We start from the raw sequence: 15,859 nt of genomic DNA on the forward strand, positions 1-15,859 counted from the left end.
CCGTAGAAAAGACTGGAAATTCAAACGATGAGTATGCCGCTTCAACAACAAGTAACCCAATTCTGGACCCGCCAGAGCAGATCGCAGCGCGCCACCATGATCGTCTTGGTCGCCGCCGCCGTTCTTTTGATCGTTTTTCTGGTTGCCTGGGCCAGCACCCCCAGTTACTCCACGGTCTACAGTGGACTCAGCGAAACCGACGCGGCTCAAATTGTCGATAAGTTAAATGAACTCAATATCCCCTATAAGCTGAAAGACAGCGGCACCATCCAGGTGCCTTCCGACCAGGTCTATGAAACCCGCCTGCAAATGGCCAAAGAAGGTCTGCCACAAGACACCAGCACCGGCTTCGAAATTTTCAACGGCAACACCTTTGGCATGACCGAATTCACCCAGCGCGTCAATTACCAGCGCGCCCTCGAAGGCGAACTGGAACGCACCATCGGCAGCCTGGCGGCTGTGGAAGCCGTGCGCGTGCATGTGGTCACCCCCGAAAAAACCCTGCTCATGGAACAGCAGCCCCCCACCACCGCCTCTGTCACCATCCAGATTGCCCCCGGCAAACGCCTGGACCAGACCCAGGTGCAGTCTATCACCCACCTGGTCGCCTCCAGCGTGGAAGGACTGGATCCCAATAATGTGGTGATTGTGGACACCGCCGGCAATCTGCTGGCCTCTGGCACCGGTGAAGCCGCCGAAACCGGCATCACCGCCCTCTCGGACAGCCAGCGCAATATCGAAATGGCCGCAGCGCAGGAGATCAAGAACAAAACCCAGGGTCTGCTGGATGCCGTGTTAGGCCCCAACAGCTCGGTTGTGCAGGCCAGCGTGGTGATGGATTGGACGCAGCGCGAGACAACCTCCATCTCATACGACCCCACTCCGGCCGCCATCCGCAGCTCGCAAACCCTCAACGAAACCTACACCACCAACGGTGAAAACCTGGCGGGCGTTCCCGGCGCTGAAACCAACCTGCCTACCCCCGCCCCGCTCGAAGAAGGCGCGGAAGGTGGTCTGATCTACCAGCGCAATGAAGAAACCATCAATTATGAAATCACCCAGGTGGAATCACACGAGATCGCTTCTCCCGGCCAGATCTCCCGCGTATCGCTTTCCGTCCTGGTCGATGGCGTCAGCGACCCGCAGCAGCTCCAGGTTCTGCGCGGAGCGGTGGCCGCCGCGGCCGGCATTGACGAAGCCCGCGGAGACACTCTCTCGGTGGAAACTCTCGCATTCGACCGCACTTATTACGAAACCCAAACAGCCGAATTAGAGCAGCAATCTCAAATGGATCTGTATATCCGCATTGGCACCTACGCCGCCGCCGTCTTGCTGCTCATCGCCCTGTTCTGGTACATCTCGCGCCTGCTGCGCAATCTGCGCATGGCCTCCGCCGAAACCTGGACCGCCGTGATGAAACCGGTCAGCGAAGCTTCGCTCAACGCACCGCGCCCAATGGCGCTTGACAACCCGCAAGGCGATCAAAGTGGATCGCTCGCAGAAGCCGTTCTGGCGCAGCAGCCTGGCATCGCCGCGCCCACCCCGGCGCAGGTCGTCCAGCAGGCAGCGTACTTTGCACCGCCCCCACCCCAGCCGGTGATGACCGCTGAAGATGAGCAAATGCACCGCGCCTTAGAGCGCCTGGCTGATGAAAACCCGGCCAGCGTAGCCGAAATTATCCAGCTTTGGTTAACCGAGGAAGAAAAGAATGGCTAACAGCGACGTCATTCTCAGTGGGCTCGAGAAAACTTCCGTCCTCCTGCTCAGCCTGGGGGTAGAAGCTTCCTCAAAAATCCTTCAATACTTGAATGAAGGCGAAATGGAACGCGTGCTGCTCTCCTTGAGCAAAACCAGCTCCGTCCCGCCAGAAATGCGCCGCGCCATTTTGCAAGAGGCCTTCTCGCTGACCCAGATTGACTTTGGTGTGCACGCCGGCGGCATTGAATACAGCCGTCAGATTTTGGCGCGTGCGGTTGGCCCCCGGCGCGGGGCCGACATTTTGGAACGCATCTCGGCCCACCAGCAGCTGTCGTCGTTTGAAATGCTGCGCAACGCCGACCCGTCGCAGGTGGCCCAACTGCTGCAAGACGAGCTGCCCCAGACCATCGCTCTGGTGCTCTCCTACCTGGAAGCCAAAGTGGCCGCCGATATTCTCACCAACTTCCCCAAAGAACTGCAGATCGAGGTCACTTTGCGCCTGGCCGTGATGGATCGCGTATCTCCGCAGGTGGTGCAGGTGGTGGAACATGTGCTGAAGAATAAGCTCTCCGGCGTGCTTTCCGAAGTCGATTTTCGCTCCACTGGCGGTGTTTCCTTCCTGGTCAAAATGCTCAACCAGGTTGACCGCGGCGTGCAAAAATCCATTCTCGAATCGCTGGAAACCACCAACCCTAAACTGGTGGAAGAAATCCGCTCAAATATGTTCACCTTCGACGACCTGGCCAAACTGGACGACCGCACCATGCAGCGCATTCTGCGCGACGTCAGCAAAGCCGATCTGGCGCTGGCCCTCAAGGCCGCCTCCGAAAAGCTGAAAGATGTCGTATACCGCAACCTTTCAGAGCGCGCCAGAGACAACCTGCAAGAAGAAATTGAAGTGTTAGGCCCGCAGCTGGCCAAAAATGTATATGGCGCGCAGCGCCGCATTGTAGACGCGGTGCGCGTGTTGGAAGAATCCGGCGAGATCGTTCTGGGTGGTGGTGGAGAAGAATATGAACTTATCCCATAACCCACAGGTAACCGTCTGGCAGTTTGAGGAGATTGAAAAAGCCGAAAGCGGCATTCCCACGTCGGCCTTCAATGAAGTCCTCGAAGCCCTGGTCGGCGGCGGGCAGCCCGGCAAAAAACGTTTCTCACGCGCCGGGCAGTGTCTCATCAAGCAGACTGAGGCAGAAGACATCTCCAACTGGCTGTTCCAGGATATTCGCGCTCTGAAAGAGGACCGTCCGTCCCACCCAGCCGCCAAACCCATGCCGGTCGAACCGCGCCCGTCCCGCCCCAACATAACCTCCGGCAGCATCCTCGATAAAGCCCGCCAGGACGCCCAGCAAATTCTGGAGCAAGCCCAGGCCGAAGCCGAGCAACTGCTGCAAAAGGCCCAAGAAGAGGTGGATCTCTTCCTGGCAGAGGCGTCCGACCAGGTCGCAGCCGCCCGCCAGGAAGGTTATTTGGAAGGAAAACAGGCCGCTGAAGAAGAAATGACCAGCCTGCTGGCCGTGGTGCGTGATCTGGTCGAAGAAACCCGTGACTGGCAAGACGCCCTCCTGCGCCAAAGCGAGCCGATCATTGTGGGGCTGATCAAAACCATCGCCGCCAAATTGTTCGGTGAAGGCATCGCGTTAGACCCGCAAACCCTCCAGCAAACCCTCACCCGCGCCGTGGAAAAAGCCCGCACGCTGGGCGAACTGCAAATATACATGCACCCGGCCGACGCTGCCTCGCTGGACCCCTACTGGCGCGAATTTCAATCCACCCTCATCGGCAGCCCAATCAAAATTCTCTCGTCCGACTCCATCCTGCGCGGCGGTTGTTACATCAACGGCAAATCTGGCAGCGTGGATATGCGGATTGAAACTCAGCTCAACACTGTGTTAGACGCGCTCAATATGGGATAAGCCACCAGATGATCAACCCCACCCTGCCCGACCTCTCTCGCTTCCAAGACGCCATCGCCCGGCTAGACACCGCGCGCGTCTCTGGCCGCGTGGTGCAGGTCGTTGGCCTCACCATTCAGGCGGTTGGGTTAGATTGCCAGATCGGCGAAGTGTGCGAAATTGTTACCAACCGCCACAACCGCATCCTGTCGGAAGTGGTTGGTTTTCAAGATGACCGCATTCTGCTCATGGCCCTCGGCGACATGCAGGGCATTCAGAACGATTCTCCCGTCGTTCCCATTCAAAAAGAGTTCCTCACCCCGGTAGGCGAAATGCTCCTCGGCCGCGTTCTCGACGGTCTTGGGCGGCCCATTGACGGCGGCCCGGCCATCGACAGCGCCCCGCGCCGCTCCACCCATGCCAACCCGCCCTCTCCACTGCAGCGCCCGCCCATCACCGACCCGCTCATCACCGGTGTGCGCGTCATCGACGGCATGCTCACCTGCGGCAAAGGCCAGCGTATGGGTATCTTTGCCGGTTCGGGTGTGGGTAAATCCACTCTGCTGGGCAGCATCGCGCGTAACTCCAAATCCGATATTTCGGTGATCGCCCTGGTTGGCGAGCGCGGACGCGAGCTGCGCGAATTTATTGAGCGCGACCTGGGCCCCGAAGGCCTGGCCCGCTCGGTGGTGGTGGTCTCCACCTCCGATCAGCCCGCCCTCATCCGCATGCGCGCCGCCATGGTCGCCATGTCCATCGCCGAATACTTCCGCGATCACGGCAAAGATGTTACCTTCCTGATGGACTCGGTCACCCGCTTCGCCATGGCTCAGCGTGAAATCGGCCTGGCCATCGGCGAGCCGCCCGCCAGCAAAGGCTACACCCCCTCGGTCTTCGCCATGCTGCCGCGCCTGCTGGAACGCGCCGGCACCAGTGAAAGCGGCTCCATTACCGGCTACTTCACCGTTTTGGTGGAAGGCGACGATTTCAACGAGCCTATCTCCGACGCCGTGCGCGGCATTCTCGATGGCCACATCATCCTCAGCCGCGAACTGGCCGCCCGCAATCACTACCCGGCCATCGACGTGCTCAGCTCAGTCAGCCGTGTGATGTCTGCCATCACCCCGCGCGAGCACCGCGAAGTGGCCGCCATGGCTCGCCGCCATCTGGCCACCTACGAAAAAGCCCGCGACCTGGTCAACATTGGCGCGTATGTCAGCGGCTCAGACCCCGAAATTGACGCCGCCCTCAAAGTAATGCCCGACCTCACGCGCTTCTTGCAGCAAAACTCTAACGACGTGTCTTCCTTTGAAGATACCCTCATGATGCTGTCTTCGATTAAGGATTAACGGTATGGCGCCTAAATTCTCTCTTCAAACCGTGCTCGACGTCCGTCATTCCAAAGTGGAAGCCCTGGAAATTGAAATGGGCAAATTGCAGCTGGCGCAGCAAGAGAAAATCGCCCTGGAAGAAACCCTCCAGCGCCTCAAATTTAACCTGTTTGACCAGCTGCAAGACCAGATGGTCGGCGATATGGACCTGGTGCTGATCGAGCAGCTGCGCGGCAACATCGACCAGGTGGAAGAAGGCATTCAAATCACCCGCCAGGTGATTGAAGAACTGGGCAAACGCATCGAGGCCAAGCGCCGCGAGCTGGTCGCTGCCCGTCAGGATGAAGAAACTCTGGATATTCTCAAACGCAAAGAACAGGACCGCTTTGCAGCCGAAATGCGCCGCAAAGAAAACAACTTACAGGACGACCTGTACATCTCCAGAATTTACCGCATGCGCAATCAGAGTGTGTAATTATGTACAACGAAATTTTTAATGCCAAATTTCAATCGGTGATCTTTGACCTGATCACCAAACTGATGGAAAGAATGAACCAGCAGCCGGAAAGCGGCGCGGTGGGCAGCCAATCCGCCGCCGGATACGCGCCTTCCTCCATGACCGGTGATTTCGCCGCCCTGGTCGAGCAGGCCTCCCAACGCTACAACGTTGACCCCGACCTGGTGCACGCCGTGATTCAAACCGAATCCAACTACAACCCCTCCGCCGTGTCCAGCGCGGGCGCCATGGGCCTTATGCAGCTCATGCCCGGCACCGCCCAGGGTCTTGGCGTGGACAATCCCTTCGACCCCACCCAAAACGTGGACGGTGGGGTGCGCCTGCTCAGAAATTTGCTCAATCGCTACGAGGGCAATGTGCAGCTGGCCCTGGCAGCTTACAACGCCGGCCCCGGCGCGGTAGACCGCTACAACGGCATTCCGCCCTACGCCGAAACCCAGACCTACGTGCAGCGCGTGATGTCGCGCTGGGACACCGCCAACCAATGGAGTGTGTGAGATGATCAACAGATTATTTGACGACCCGGCCATGCAGTCGGCCAAAATGGCCCTCGATGGGCTGGCCCTGCGCAACCAGATCATCAGCCGCAATCTGGCTAACGTGGATACCCCAGGCTACAAAGCCCAATCAGTGGATTTTGAAAGTGTCATCCGCCGCGCCATCGACCGCGAGACCGGCCTGACCATGAACGCCACCCAGACCGGGCATATCGGCAAGCCCAGCAGCAGCGCCGCCTCGGCCACGCTGATCCGCGCCAGATCGGGCGGCAGCACGCGCGCTGATGGAAACAATGTTGATGTAGATAACGAGTTAATCGAAATGTCGGAAACCGGCATTCGATACGAGGCAGTCAGCCAGCAGATCAGCAAAAAGCTTCTGCTGCTGAAATCTATTGCCGCTTCGAGGTAAGTATGAATATTTTGTTGTTGCAGGGAGCGCAAACCGCGCCGCCTGCGGTGGGCCCGAATGCTGCCGCCAGCATCGCCAGCGCCACGTCGTTCCAGGAACTGCTCGACCAGCAGATCGCCAAAGCGCCCCCCGAGCGCAGCGAGAAACCGGTGAGAGAAGCGAAAGAGCAGCCTTCCGCCAGCCGCAGCGAACCAGCCCAAAGAAGTGAATCCACTTCAAAGGCAGCCGCCGAAGATCAACCGGCCGGTTCTGTGCAGGCCAAGGACGACCAGAGCAAGCCCGGTGACGAAGCGCCACCCACCGAAGAAGAGGCCCCCCAGGCCGAAGAAACCGCCCTGGCTGGCGCCGGAGCTGTAACGGCTCCCATTGTGCCGCAGGACCTGGTCATTGATCCTGCCGGAGAAGCCGCCTCGGCTGGCAGCGCGGGCAGCACCACCCAAATCGCAGAGCAGATGGCAGGCCAGATCGAGGCATCCCAAACCGCGCCCGCCGCAGCCCAACCAGGAGAAGCCCAGCCCGCTGTGGAGCAACTCGCCGCTGCCGCCCCGCTGGTCGAAGAAGCCGCTCCGCAGCCCGTTGCCGCGCCCCAGCCCACTGTGGAAGAAATGGTGCAGTCCACCGCCGGAAAAGATCGGGTAGCCGACGAAATGCTCAATGTCACCGCGGTCAAAGTTGAAAGCGCTCCAACCGCCAAGGTGGAGGCCCCGGCCGCCACGCCCGCGTCTGCCTCCGCGTCTCAAACCGCCGCGGAACCCGCCGACGAAGGTCCATCTGTAACCACCGCTCAGCAAACACAGCAAGCCTACGCAGCCCAGCAACCCCAGGCTGCCCAAGAGCCGGCCCGCATGGCGGAAGCTCGAGGATCGGAAGTGGTTAAACAGGTGGCTCCCCAATTGGAGATGATGGCGAAGTCGGGTACCCGCACCCTCACCATGCAGCTCAACCCGGCCGAATTAGGCCAGATTGACCTGCGCCTCACAGCCAGTGGTGGAACCGTGCGCATTACCATGCATGCCAGCCAGGCTGCTACCAACGACCTGCTCGAATCGCAGTTGAACCAGTTGCGCCAGAATCTGGCCAACGCAGGCGTTCAAATCAGCGATTTGAATGTCGGTCAGCAGGCCGGTAAATCTGCCTGGCAGCAGCCCCAGCAGCGCGGAGGCAGCAGCGCCTATCGCCATCAAGAACAGCCCGAAGCAAAGCCTTTGCCCACCCGCAAGGCTTCACTCCAGGCGTCAAATATTGACTACACTGTATAACCGATCCAGGAGAATCCTATGTCTGTTACCGTAACCCCCGCATCCAATATCGCCAGCAACGCCGGCGCGCAAACCACGCAATCCAGCCAGTCGGCGCAAAGCGATCAATTTATGACCCTGCTGCTGGCTCAAATGCAAAACCAGAATCCACTTGAGCCGATGAAAGACAACGAGATGATGAGCCAGATGGCCCAATTCAACTCGCTCAACGAGCTGATCAACATAAAATCGGAGCTCAAGTCGTTATCCAGCCTCAACCAGAGCAGCTATGCCGCCAGCCTGTTGGGAAAAACCGTCACTGCCCTGCTGCCCGGCGGTCAAAGCATCAATGGTGTGGTGAGTGGCACCTTCTGGAACGACAGCAGCGTAATGCTCAACGTGGGAAATTATGAGGTTGCCCTCTCATCCATCATCGAAGTCGTTACCGAGTAGAACCATGAGCAGCGAAACCATGCGCATCCAAAATGGGCAGTCCGTATACGGTCCGCAAAACGCCAGCAAGGCCTCTTCTTCACCCGAAGAAGGTCAGATCAGCTTTGCCGAAACGCTGGCCAGGGTGCAGCAGGGCGTGCAATTTACCAACCACGCCCAAAAACGCCTTGAAAAGCGCAACATCGCCCTCAACGATGACGGCATCGCCCGCCTGGCCCAGGCCGTGGACAAAGCCGAAAAGCGCGGCGGCAAAGAATCGCTGGTCTTGATGGATGACATTGCTTTTCTGGTCAACGTCAAAGAACGGCTAGTGATCACCGCCGTAGACCAGGACCACCGCGGCGAAGGTGTGTTTACCCAGATCGACAGTGTTGTGTTTGCCGATCCATCTGAACAGATTAACCCTGACAACCAGGGAACATCGAAAGAAATAAAAGCGTAGAAAAAAACCAATCCACCTCAGGCTGGCCCTCTTGGAGGAGGCCTGAGGCAACAAAAAAACCTTCAGGAGACTAAAGAACTATGTTACGCTCAATGTTTACCGCCATCAGCGCCTTGAACCTGCACCAGGATTACCTGGACGTCATTTCCGATAACCTGGCCAACGCCAACACCACCGGTTTCAAATCCAGCCGGGTCGTCTTCCAGGATCTGCTCTCTGAAGTCATCAGTCCAGGGGCTGCCCCGGCTGGCTCCAAAGGCGGCGTCAACCCCACTCAAATCGGTCTAGGCGCGCAATTGGGCTACATCGCCCCTGTGTTCACCCAGGGTATGACACAAAGCACCGGCCGCAACCTCGACTGCGCCATTCAGGGCGAAGGTTTCTTCATCTTTGACCAGGGCCTCGACCGCCGTTACTCTCGCGATGGCTCTTTCACCGTTGACGCCAGCGGCTACCTGGTCAGCTCTTCCTCTGGTTTGCGCGTGCAGGGCTGGCAGAACCCCAATCCCGGCGCCACCACTCTCGATACCAACGCTGGCATTGGCGAAATCATCATCCCGCTCGATAACACCATCGCCCGCGAAACCGCGACCGTCAGACTGGGCGGTAACCTCGATTCCGAAACAGCAATCGACGGTATTGTCAACACCTCTTTCACCGTCTTTGATTCGATGGGCGTCACTCACAATCCGGCAGTGCGCTTTACCCGCACTGGCGCCAATACCTGGAGCTGGACGGCGACCAGCCCGGCTGGCGTCACGGGTTCTGGCACAGTAACATTCGACAGCTCCGGTCATGTTTCTGCCACCAATCCAGCGACTTCCACCATCACCTTCCCGGGAAGCACTGGCGCGGAACAGGTAGATTTCACGGTAGATATGACCGACATCACCATGCTGGCCAACTCCAACAGTGTGGCTTCCACCTTCCAGGACGGTCTGGCCGCCGGTTCAGTCTCCGATATTTATATTGCCCAGAACACGGGTCAGGTCTATGCCGTGTATTCCAACGGCCTGAAAGAACTGGTTGGGCAGGTGGCTCTGGCTTCATTCACCAATCCCAGTGGTCTTATCCGCGATGGCGGCAACTATTTCATGATCGGTCTGAACAGCGGCGAACCGGCCATCAGCGCGGCCGACTCGGCTGGCAAAGGCAAGATCATGACCAGCAGCCTGGAAGCCTCCAATGTAGACATGGCGCAGGAATTCACCAACATGATTTTGGCGCAGCGCGGTTTTCAGGCTTCGTCTCGCGTGATCAGCACTTCAGATGAAATTCTGCAAGAGCTGGTCAACTTGAAACGCTAGCAGTAGTGATGAAGGGGCTGGCAGGATGCCTGCCAGCCCCGTTTTACCCCGGTAAGGGACCGGTAGCATGTATATTTCTGGCCCCAATCTTCCTTCTCAAACCACCACACCGCTCGATAACAGCGAAGTCAATCTCCGCGCCAACCAGCAAATCGAAGCGCAGGTGCTGCGCGTAAACGGCCAGCAGGTGGTCATCTCGGTGCAGGGCGTGCCCGTTGTGGCGCGTATGACCTCCGCCGAACAGGCCGCCGTGCTGGTAGAGCACCGTCTGGCTCGCTTCATCGTCCAGGACGTAGACAATAAAACCCTCGTTCTGCAGTTGGTCTCTGCCGATGCGAACACCCAGCAGGCGCCCGCCGTGCGCATTGCCCCCGCGGACCTGACCGCCACCCTGCTCGACCAGGCCGGTATCGCCCTCACCCAATCCAATCTTGCCGCGGCGCGCGCCGCCCTGGGCCAGGGCTTGCTGCTCACTCCCGCCCTCATTCACGAACTGACCCAGGCGCTGGAGCAGCTTCCGAAATGGACCGAGCAAGATGCGCGCATCGCCGCCGCTCTCAAAGCCGCCGGTCTTCCCATCACCCCCGAATCAATCCGTCTGGCGCAGTCAACGCCCGCCGCCCTGCTGGAAAGCTTTAACAACCTGGCCCAGCAGCTGCGCGGCCTGCTTTCCCGCTCCGGCCTACCACAAGACCTCTACCAGCAGGCCCTGCGCGCCGAGGCGTCTTTACGCTCGCTCATTCTACAGGCCGGCAGCCCCGAAGAACTCCAACAAGCCTTGAAAGACATCACCAGTCGTTTGGGTAAGTCCCTGGAAAACAGCCTGCTGTGCCAAATCAACCAGACCGCCAACGGTGAAAGCGCCCTGTCTGAGCTTTCCCGCCTGCGCGCCATGCTGGGCCAAAGCCGCTTCGCCCTGACCGAATCGCTTGACCGCTTTATGGAAACGGTGCGCTGGAACCACTTTATGAATATCCCCGAGAACGGCCCCCTGCAGCGCGCCATCTGGACCGGGGTGGATATTCCCATCCTGCTGCCGGCCCACCCCCAGGGTCAGCCCGACCAGAACCAGCTTTCCAGCCTGCATATCCGCGTCGCCGGCGACCCCGACGCTGATCACCTCGCCGTTAACCCGGCCTACACCCGCCTGGTGATCCAAACCGAGCTGCCAGGTGGTGAAATTCTGAGTGTAGACCTTTCCATGGTGCATCACCAGGTGAATGCCGAAGTAACCTCCACCGACACGGAAGTGGGAGAAATAGCCGAAGAACTGCTGCCCACCCTGCAAGACGGTCTCTCTCACCATGGATTTCAAATCGTTTCCAGCAGCTTCAAAATCAAGCACAACGCGTCTGGAGAAGAAATTAAACGCTTTCACCCGCTGAACCTGCGCTTGAAACCGGTGAATTTGAAGGTGTAAGCATGCATCCTCGCCTGGTCTATCTCAAACAACAACAGCAGCAGCGCGCCGCCGCCCTGGGCTACAACCCCGAAAGTGACGAAGCGCCCAAAGTGCTGGCCAGCGGCAAAGGCCTGATGGCGGAAAAAATCATCGCCATTGCCAAAGAAAAAGGCATTCCCATCAAAGAAGACCCCCTGCTGGCAGCCGCCCTGGCCGAAGTGGATATTGGCGCCACCATTCCCCCCGAACTGTACGCTGTGGTGGCCGAAGTAATTGCCTATGTCTACCGCATTCAAAACCAGAAGCTGAAACGCAAAGAATAAAAAAAGCGAGGTTCACTCGCTTTTTTGCTCCTCCGTTTTTGCGTCTGGCGGCGGCTCGGCTTCGCTCAACATGCGCCGCAGTTCCTTAAAGGCTTCCGGCTCTGGCCCCTGCTCCAGGCGCTCTTTAATTTTGTTCTGCGCCACCACCGCCTGGTACACTTCCTCGCGCAGAATCGGAATCTCCTGCGGGGCAGCAATACCAATTTTCACTTTATCCCCCTCAATGCCAAGAATGGTGACAACAATGTCGTCACCAATCATTAATGATTCATCTTTTCGCCGTGTCAGTACAAGCATGGATCTTGATTTTTACCTTTAGCGCAGCACCTCAAACAGGTTCATCGCCGAGATGGCCCGCTGGCCCACCTCTAAAACGGTTTGGAACACCGATTCCTGGTTGCGCATGAGCGAGATTGCTTCTATCATATCAGCATCTTCGTTTTTATTCAACACGGCGTTTAATTGCAGCTTGGTTTTTTCCAGATTGGTCATGGTGGTTTCCAACTGACGCTGGCGGGCGGCATTGGTGGCGCGGAACTGGTTGATCTGGTCATACGCGCCCTGCAGGTCTCCGAGCGCGTCTTGAATGGCAGTGTTGTCATTGGCATTCAGCGCGTCTCGCGCCGTGACCAGCGCCTCCATAAAGCCGCGGAATGCGCTCTCGCCATTGGTATTAATGGTAAATGTGTAACCGGGGCTTACATCGCGGCGCATTTCACCCGCATCACCATCAAAATTAATCACCTCTTCCAACACGCCGTCACCATTGGTATCGACCATGCTGGTGCTGAAGGGCTTGTCTTGAATCTGATGCCCACCAAAAATAAACTGGCCCATGTGAGTGGAATTGCCAATCTCAATCGCGCTTTTCAGCAGACCATCCATCTCAATCGCCATCTGCTGGCGTTCTTGCGGCCCATAGGTATCGTTGGCGCCTTTTTGCGCCAGCACCACCGCTTTATCGGCTGCGTCAATCATCTGACCAAACGCGTCTTCAGTGGCGGTTACCCAGTCGTGCGAGGTTTTGGCTGTGGTGTAATACGATTCATTGATTTCCAGCGTGCCGCGCACATTCATCGAGAGAGAGGCTCTCCCCGGCGCTTCAGACGCGTATTCAAACTCCTTGCCTGAAGCCACCTTATTTTGAAGAACATGCAATCTCTCTTTGTTCATTGCCATATTTTGAATGGCATTGTCCATCATCATCCGCTCTGTAACGCGCATACTTCACCTCACTCGATTCAACAACTTGACCGCTTCCTTAATTGACTACCTGCCAGCCTGGCCCATCTGGTTAATGATAATGTCCAACAGTTCATCGAAAACGTTCATCATCCGGGTCGCCGCCTGATAAGCGCGCTGCGACTTCACCAGATTCGCGGCCTCTTCATCCAGAGAAACGCCGCTCACCGACTCGCGCTGGTTAGAAATCGCGTCCGCCACAATTTTCCGGTCGGTGGCGTTGGTCTTGGCGCGCTGCACCTCAATGCCGAAATTGGTCACCTGGTTGTTGTAATACGCATTGAAGGTGGTGCCGCTCATGACCTCTTCCTGATAGACGTTGAACAACAGGCGCGCGTTTTCGCCGTCTCCGGCCGCGCCACTCACGCTGGAAGCGGCGATATTGGCCAGGTCAGCGCGAATTTCGTCGCTGATTTTGAAGGTTGCCGCGTCGGTGCCTTCAAAGAAATCGACCAGGTGCGACCCATTCGAGCCGTAGCCCTGCTGGTGCACCTCATTGATGCGCTCCATCAATTTGGTCGCCAGCGCGTCCAGCCCGGCCTTTTGCTGCGGAATGAACACATCCCGCGCCTCAAACAGACCGGTCAGCTCCCCGTCTGACGGAACAAACTCCGTTCCATCCGCGGTCCATCGAATTTCCATCAGGCCTTCAGCGTTGGGATAATACTCAATCGCATTGTAGGTGTTCCCCGTAACAATCGAGTGCCCCGACACATTGACCATCACGCTCCCATCATCCTGATAGTGAGCCGTCGCGCCAGCTATCTCCGCCAGGCGGTCCAACAGCACGTCGCGCTGATCCATATAGTCATTGGGCTGATCGCCCATCGAACGCACCCGCGTAATCTCGCCGTTCAGGGTAGCCAGTTGCGCGGTGAGGGAATTGATTTCATCCACCCGCTGCCGGATAGTCAAATCCTGATCCTTTTGCAGGGAATCCAGGCGCACCGAGCGGGTGTTGAACGCGTCGGTCAGCGTAACAGCGATGTCGCGCAGATTGGTGCGCAGGCTCAGATTGCTGGGATCGGCGCTCAACGCCTGCCATCCCGCCCAGAAATTATTCAATTTGGTCAGCAGACCATCGGTAGAGGTCTCTGCCATCACAAATTCCACCTGCTGCAAAATTTCGCTTTCCAGTTCCCAGCGCTTCTGGTGAGACGTCTCTGCGCGGTAGCGGATATCGAAGAACTCCATCGTCACGCGGCGAATGCGGTCTACTTCCACCCCTGTGCCATTCTGAGCGGCGCCCAGGCCGCGTTCCAGGCCCAAAGAGCTGGACGAAGGCGCAGAGGCCTGCAGCATCACTTCCTGGCGGTGATAGCCGGGGGTGTTGACATTGGCGACGTTGTGCTGAATCGTCTCAATCGCCTGTTGGTGGCTCATCATCGCCCGAAAGGCCATATTGATACCAGAGAAGAGGTTTGGCATCTTAAAATTCCTCTTTACACTCGTTGGTCAATCGCGCGGGTTGCCCAACTATCCACGCGGCGGGCAGCGCCGGGGTAAGAGTAAGCAACTTCTGGCGCGCTGACGTTCAGTAAAAACATCTGTGTCGCTTCCAGCCACTCAATCGCCGTGCGGGCCATCACCTGGTTGCCCATGTTCAGCTCGCGGGCCTGCTCCACCAGAGCCAGAATGCCCTCATTCAAGCGGTAGAAGCGCTCGGCTGCCACTGTCTCCAGCACGGTCAAAATTTCGTCCAAACCGGCTCGCTGCAGTTTTAGCCCTAAAGCCGCTGCCAACTCTTCAGTCAGCATGCGGCGATCTTCTTCCATCAGTCCCAATTGGTCCAGAACAGATTCTTTCTGTTCGACCACATTCATCAATTCATCGGTGCGGTGATCCAAAATCAGCTCGCGCTCAATTTTGGAGATATTGATCAGAGTCTCGAGCGTGCGAAACTGCTTGACCAGCAAAGCCTCAAGAGAATTGACTTTGATCGTTTGTTGTTGGTGGTCCATCGGTTTATCCCGTTACACATCGCGCAACCGGGAAAGCATTGCCTCGGCGAGTTTTTCGATCGGCACCGTGTATGTGCCGTTTTCGACCTGCTCTTTAATCCGATTCACTCGCTCTGTGTCTGCTGCCGGGCTGCTTTTGAAGGCGTCTTTGGCTTTCGTCAAAGTGCGCGCCTGTTCCGATAGTTCCGCGCGGTCTTTCGACCCGGAAACCTGCTGTGAATTCTCAGCGTTGGGTGCCTTTTCAGCCTGGCGAATTCGATCTGCTTGGTTGGCAGAAACGGAATTTAGCGAATTGTTCTCCACTTTCATCTGGTAGCCTCCAGGTATTCTCATAATCTTTACTTTCTCACTATATACTATCGGCTGTCTTTACGAGAACTTTACGCTTTTCGCATATTAATTGCGCCAGAAATCATCTCGTCCGTCTGTTGAAACGTGCGAGTAGACATTTCAAACGCGCGCTGCAGGGTGATCATGCGCGTTACCTCATAGCTGAGATCCACATTCGACTGTTCAAGGGCGCGGGGAACAATCTGCCCCATGCCCTCTACGCCAGGTTGGCCAGCCTGGGCTTCGCCAGAAATTTCCGATTCAAGCCAGATATTCTCTCCTTTGCGGGTTAAAGCGGTAGGGTTATCAAAACGGTACAATTCAAGTTGTCCAACAATCGTCCAGGTTTCACCCTGGCGCGCCATCACACTCCCATCCTGCGTGAAATGAATCTCTTCCACCCCATCCGGAATGTCGCCATCCCACACAATGGGGTAACCGGCGGAGTTGACCAAGTTGTTATCCGCGTCCACTTGAAACTGTCCATTGCGCGAATATCCCACCTCGCCGTCGCCCAGCTCCACCGCGAAGAAACCCTCGCCCGAAATCGCCACATCCATCGGGTTGTCCGAATTGCGGATCGCGCCCTGCTCGGTCATCACCTGCGTAGAAGCGATATAGTTGCCTTCGCGAAAACCGCGGTCAAGCAGCTCCTGAAAATTCAGGCGTGAGCGCTTGTAGCCAATCGTGTTGATGTTGGCCAGATTATTGCTCACATCATCCAGCTCCATCAGGCGCGCATACATATCCTGGCGGGAAATATTAAGCGTGTGGAATAAATTGGATGCCATATTTACTTACCTCCTGGCCG

General features: G+C 57.5%; 19 protein-coding genes. 13 read left to right on the plus strand and 6 right to left on the minus strand.

Going from position 1 to position 15,859, the window contains the following annotated elements; all coding sequences use genetic code 11:
* Window positions 1-27: 27 nt before the first annotated feature.
* The 13 genes from fliF (at window position 28) to ADN00_RS17285 (ending at window position 11,515) form a co-directional block, all read left to right on the plus strand.
* Window positions 28-1,716 carry a flagellar basal-body MS-ring/collar protein FliF gene (fliF, locus tag ADN00_RS17225; RefSeq protein WP_075064256.1) on the plus strand — a complete coding sequence of 563 codons (1,689 nt, stop codon included), beginning with the start codon at window positions 28-30 and terminating at the stop codon, window positions 1,714-1,716.
* Window positions 1,709-2,728, plus strand: a complete 1,020-nt coding sequence (gene fliG / locus ADN00_RS17230; RefSeq protein WP_075064257.1) for a flagellar motor switch protein FliG — start codon at window positions 1,709-1,711, stop codon at window positions 2,726-2,728. The genes fliF and fliG overlap by 8 nt, the downstream gene beginning before the upstream one ends.
* The gene (locus ADN00_RS17235) at window positions 2,712-3,614 is read left to right on the plus strand and encodes a FliH/SctL family protein (RefSeq protein ID WP_075064258.1); all 903 of its coding nucleotides are present in this window, start codon (window positions 2,712-2,714) and stop codon (window positions 3,612-3,614) included. The genes fliG and ADN00_RS17235 overlap by 17 nt, the downstream gene beginning before the upstream one ends.
* 8 nt (window positions 3,615-3,622) lie before the next feature.
* The gene (gene fliI / locus ADN00_RS17240; protein WP_075064259.1) at window positions 3,623-4,942 is read left to right on the plus strand and encodes a flagellar protein export ATPase FliI; all 1,320 of its coding nucleotides are present in this window, start codon (window positions 3,623-3,625) and stop codon (window positions 4,940-4,942) included.
* Window positions 4,943-4,946: 4 nt separating this feature from the next.
* Window positions 4,947-5,399 carry a flagellar export protein FliJ gene (locus ADN00_RS17245; protein ID WP_075064260.1) on the plus strand — a complete coding sequence of 151 codons (453 nt, stop codon included), beginning with the start codon at window positions 4,947-4,949 and terminating at the stop codon, window positions 5,397-5,399.
* Window positions 5,400-5,401: 2 nt separating this feature from the next.
* A complete protein-coding gene (locus ADN00_RS17250; protein ID WP_082390346.1) occupies window positions 5,402-5,938 on the plus strand; it encodes a lytic transglycosylase domain-containing protein in 537 nt (178 codons plus the stop codon).
* A gap of 1 nt (window position 5,939) precedes the next feature.
* Entirely contained in the window at window positions 5,940-6,350 is a 411-nt protein-coding gene (gene flgB / locus ADN00_RS17255) for a flagellar basal body rod protein FlgB (RefSeq protein WP_075064261.1), read from the plus strand.
* 2 nt (window positions 6,351-6,352) lie between these two features.
* The gene (locus ADN00_RS17260; RefSeq protein ID WP_075064262.1) at window positions 6,353-7,609 is read left to right on the plus strand and encodes a flagellar hook-length control protein FliK; all 1,257 of its coding nucleotides are present in this window, start codon (window positions 6,353-6,355) and stop codon (window positions 7,607-7,609) included.
* 18 nt (window positions 7,610-7,627) lie between these two features.
* Window positions 7,628-8,041 carry a flagellar hook assembly protein FlgD gene (locus ADN00_RS17265; protein ID WP_075064263.1) on the plus strand — a complete coding sequence of 138 codons (414 nt, stop codon included), beginning with the start codon at window positions 7,628-7,630 and terminating at the stop codon, window positions 8,039-8,041.
* Window positions 8,042-8,045: 4 nt separating this feature from the next.
* A complete protein-coding gene (locus ADN00_RS17270; RefSeq protein WP_075064264.1) occupies window positions 8,046-8,483 on the plus strand; it encodes a TIGR02530 family flagellar biosynthesis protein in 438 nt (145 codons plus the stop codon).
* Between the two features lie 80 nt (window positions 8,484-8,563).
* A complete protein-coding gene (locus ADN00_RS17275) occupies window positions 8,564-9,790 on the plus strand; it encodes a flagellar hook protein FlgE (protein ID WP_075064265.1) in 1,227 nt (408 codons plus the stop codon).
* 67 nt (window positions 9,791-9,857) lie between these two features.
* The gene (locus ADN00_RS17280) at window positions 9,858-11,210 is read left to right on the plus strand and encodes a hypothetical protein (RefSeq protein ID WP_075064266.1); all 1,353 of its coding nucleotides are present in this window, start codon (window positions 9,858-9,860) and stop codon (window positions 11,208-11,210) included.
* Window positions 11,211-11,212: 2 nt separating this feature from the next.
* Window positions 11,213-11,515 (plus strand): EscU/YscU/HrcU family type III secretion system export apparatus switch protein, encoded by a 303-nt coding sequence (locus ADN00_RS17285; RefSeq protein ID WP_075064267.1) that lies wholly within the window; start codon window positions 11,213-11,215, stop codon window positions 11,513-11,515.
* Between the two features lie 12 nt (window positions 11,516-11,527).
* Here the strand turns inward: ADN00_RS17285 and csrA are convergent, their stop codons facing one another.
* From csrA to ADN00_RS17315, 6 genes are read right to left on the minus strand one after another with little or no spacing between them, the layout of a single operon-like run.
* The gene (gene csrA, locus ADN00_RS20445; protein ID WP_075064268.1) at window positions 11,528-11,812 is read right to left on the minus strand and encodes a carbon storage regulator CsrA; all 285 of its coding nucleotides are present in this window, start codon (window positions 11,810-11,812) and stop codon (window positions 11,528-11,530) included.
* An 18-nt stretch (window positions 11,813-11,830) separates the two neighbouring features.
* Window positions 11,831-12,739 (minus strand): flagellin N-terminal helical domain-containing protein, encoded by a 909-nt coding sequence (locus tag ADN00_RS17295; RefSeq protein WP_075064269.1) that lies wholly within the window; start codon window positions 12,737-12,739, stop codon window positions 11,831-11,833.
* A gap of 45 nt (window positions 12,740-12,784) precedes the next feature.
* Window positions 12,785-14,185, minus strand: a complete 1,401-nt coding sequence (gene flgK, locus ADN00_RS17300) for a flagellar hook-associated protein FlgK (protein ID WP_075064270.1) — start codon at window positions 14,183-14,185, stop codon at window positions 12,785-12,787.
* A gap of 14 nt (window positions 14,186-14,199) precedes the next feature.
* Complete coding sequence (gene flgN / locus ADN00_RS17305) at window positions 14,200-14,718, minus strand: flagellar export chaperone FlgN (protein ID WP_075064271.1); 519 nt, start codon at window positions 14,716-14,718, stop codon at window positions 14,200-14,202.
* Window positions 14,719-14,730: 12 nt separating this feature from the next.
* Complete coding sequence (gene flgM, locus ADN00_RS17310) at window positions 14,731-15,051, minus strand: flagellar biosynthesis anti-sigma factor FlgM (protein WP_082390351.1); 321 nt, start codon at window positions 15,049-15,051, stop codon at window positions 14,731-14,733.
* 47 nt (window positions 15,052-15,098) lie between these two features.
* Window positions 15,099-15,839, minus strand: coding sequence for a flagellar hook-basal body protein (locus tag ADN00_RS17315; protein ID WP_075064273.1), 741 nt, complete (start codon window positions 15,837-15,839; stop codon window positions 15,099-15,101).
* Window positions 15,840-15,859 lie beyond the last annotated feature (20 nt).

It is taken from the genome of Ornatilinea apprima (genome assembly GCF_001306115.1).
Classification (GTDB): domain Bacteria; phylum Chloroflexota; class Anaerolineae; order Anaerolineales; family Anaerolineaceae; genus Ornatilinea; species Ornatilinea apprima.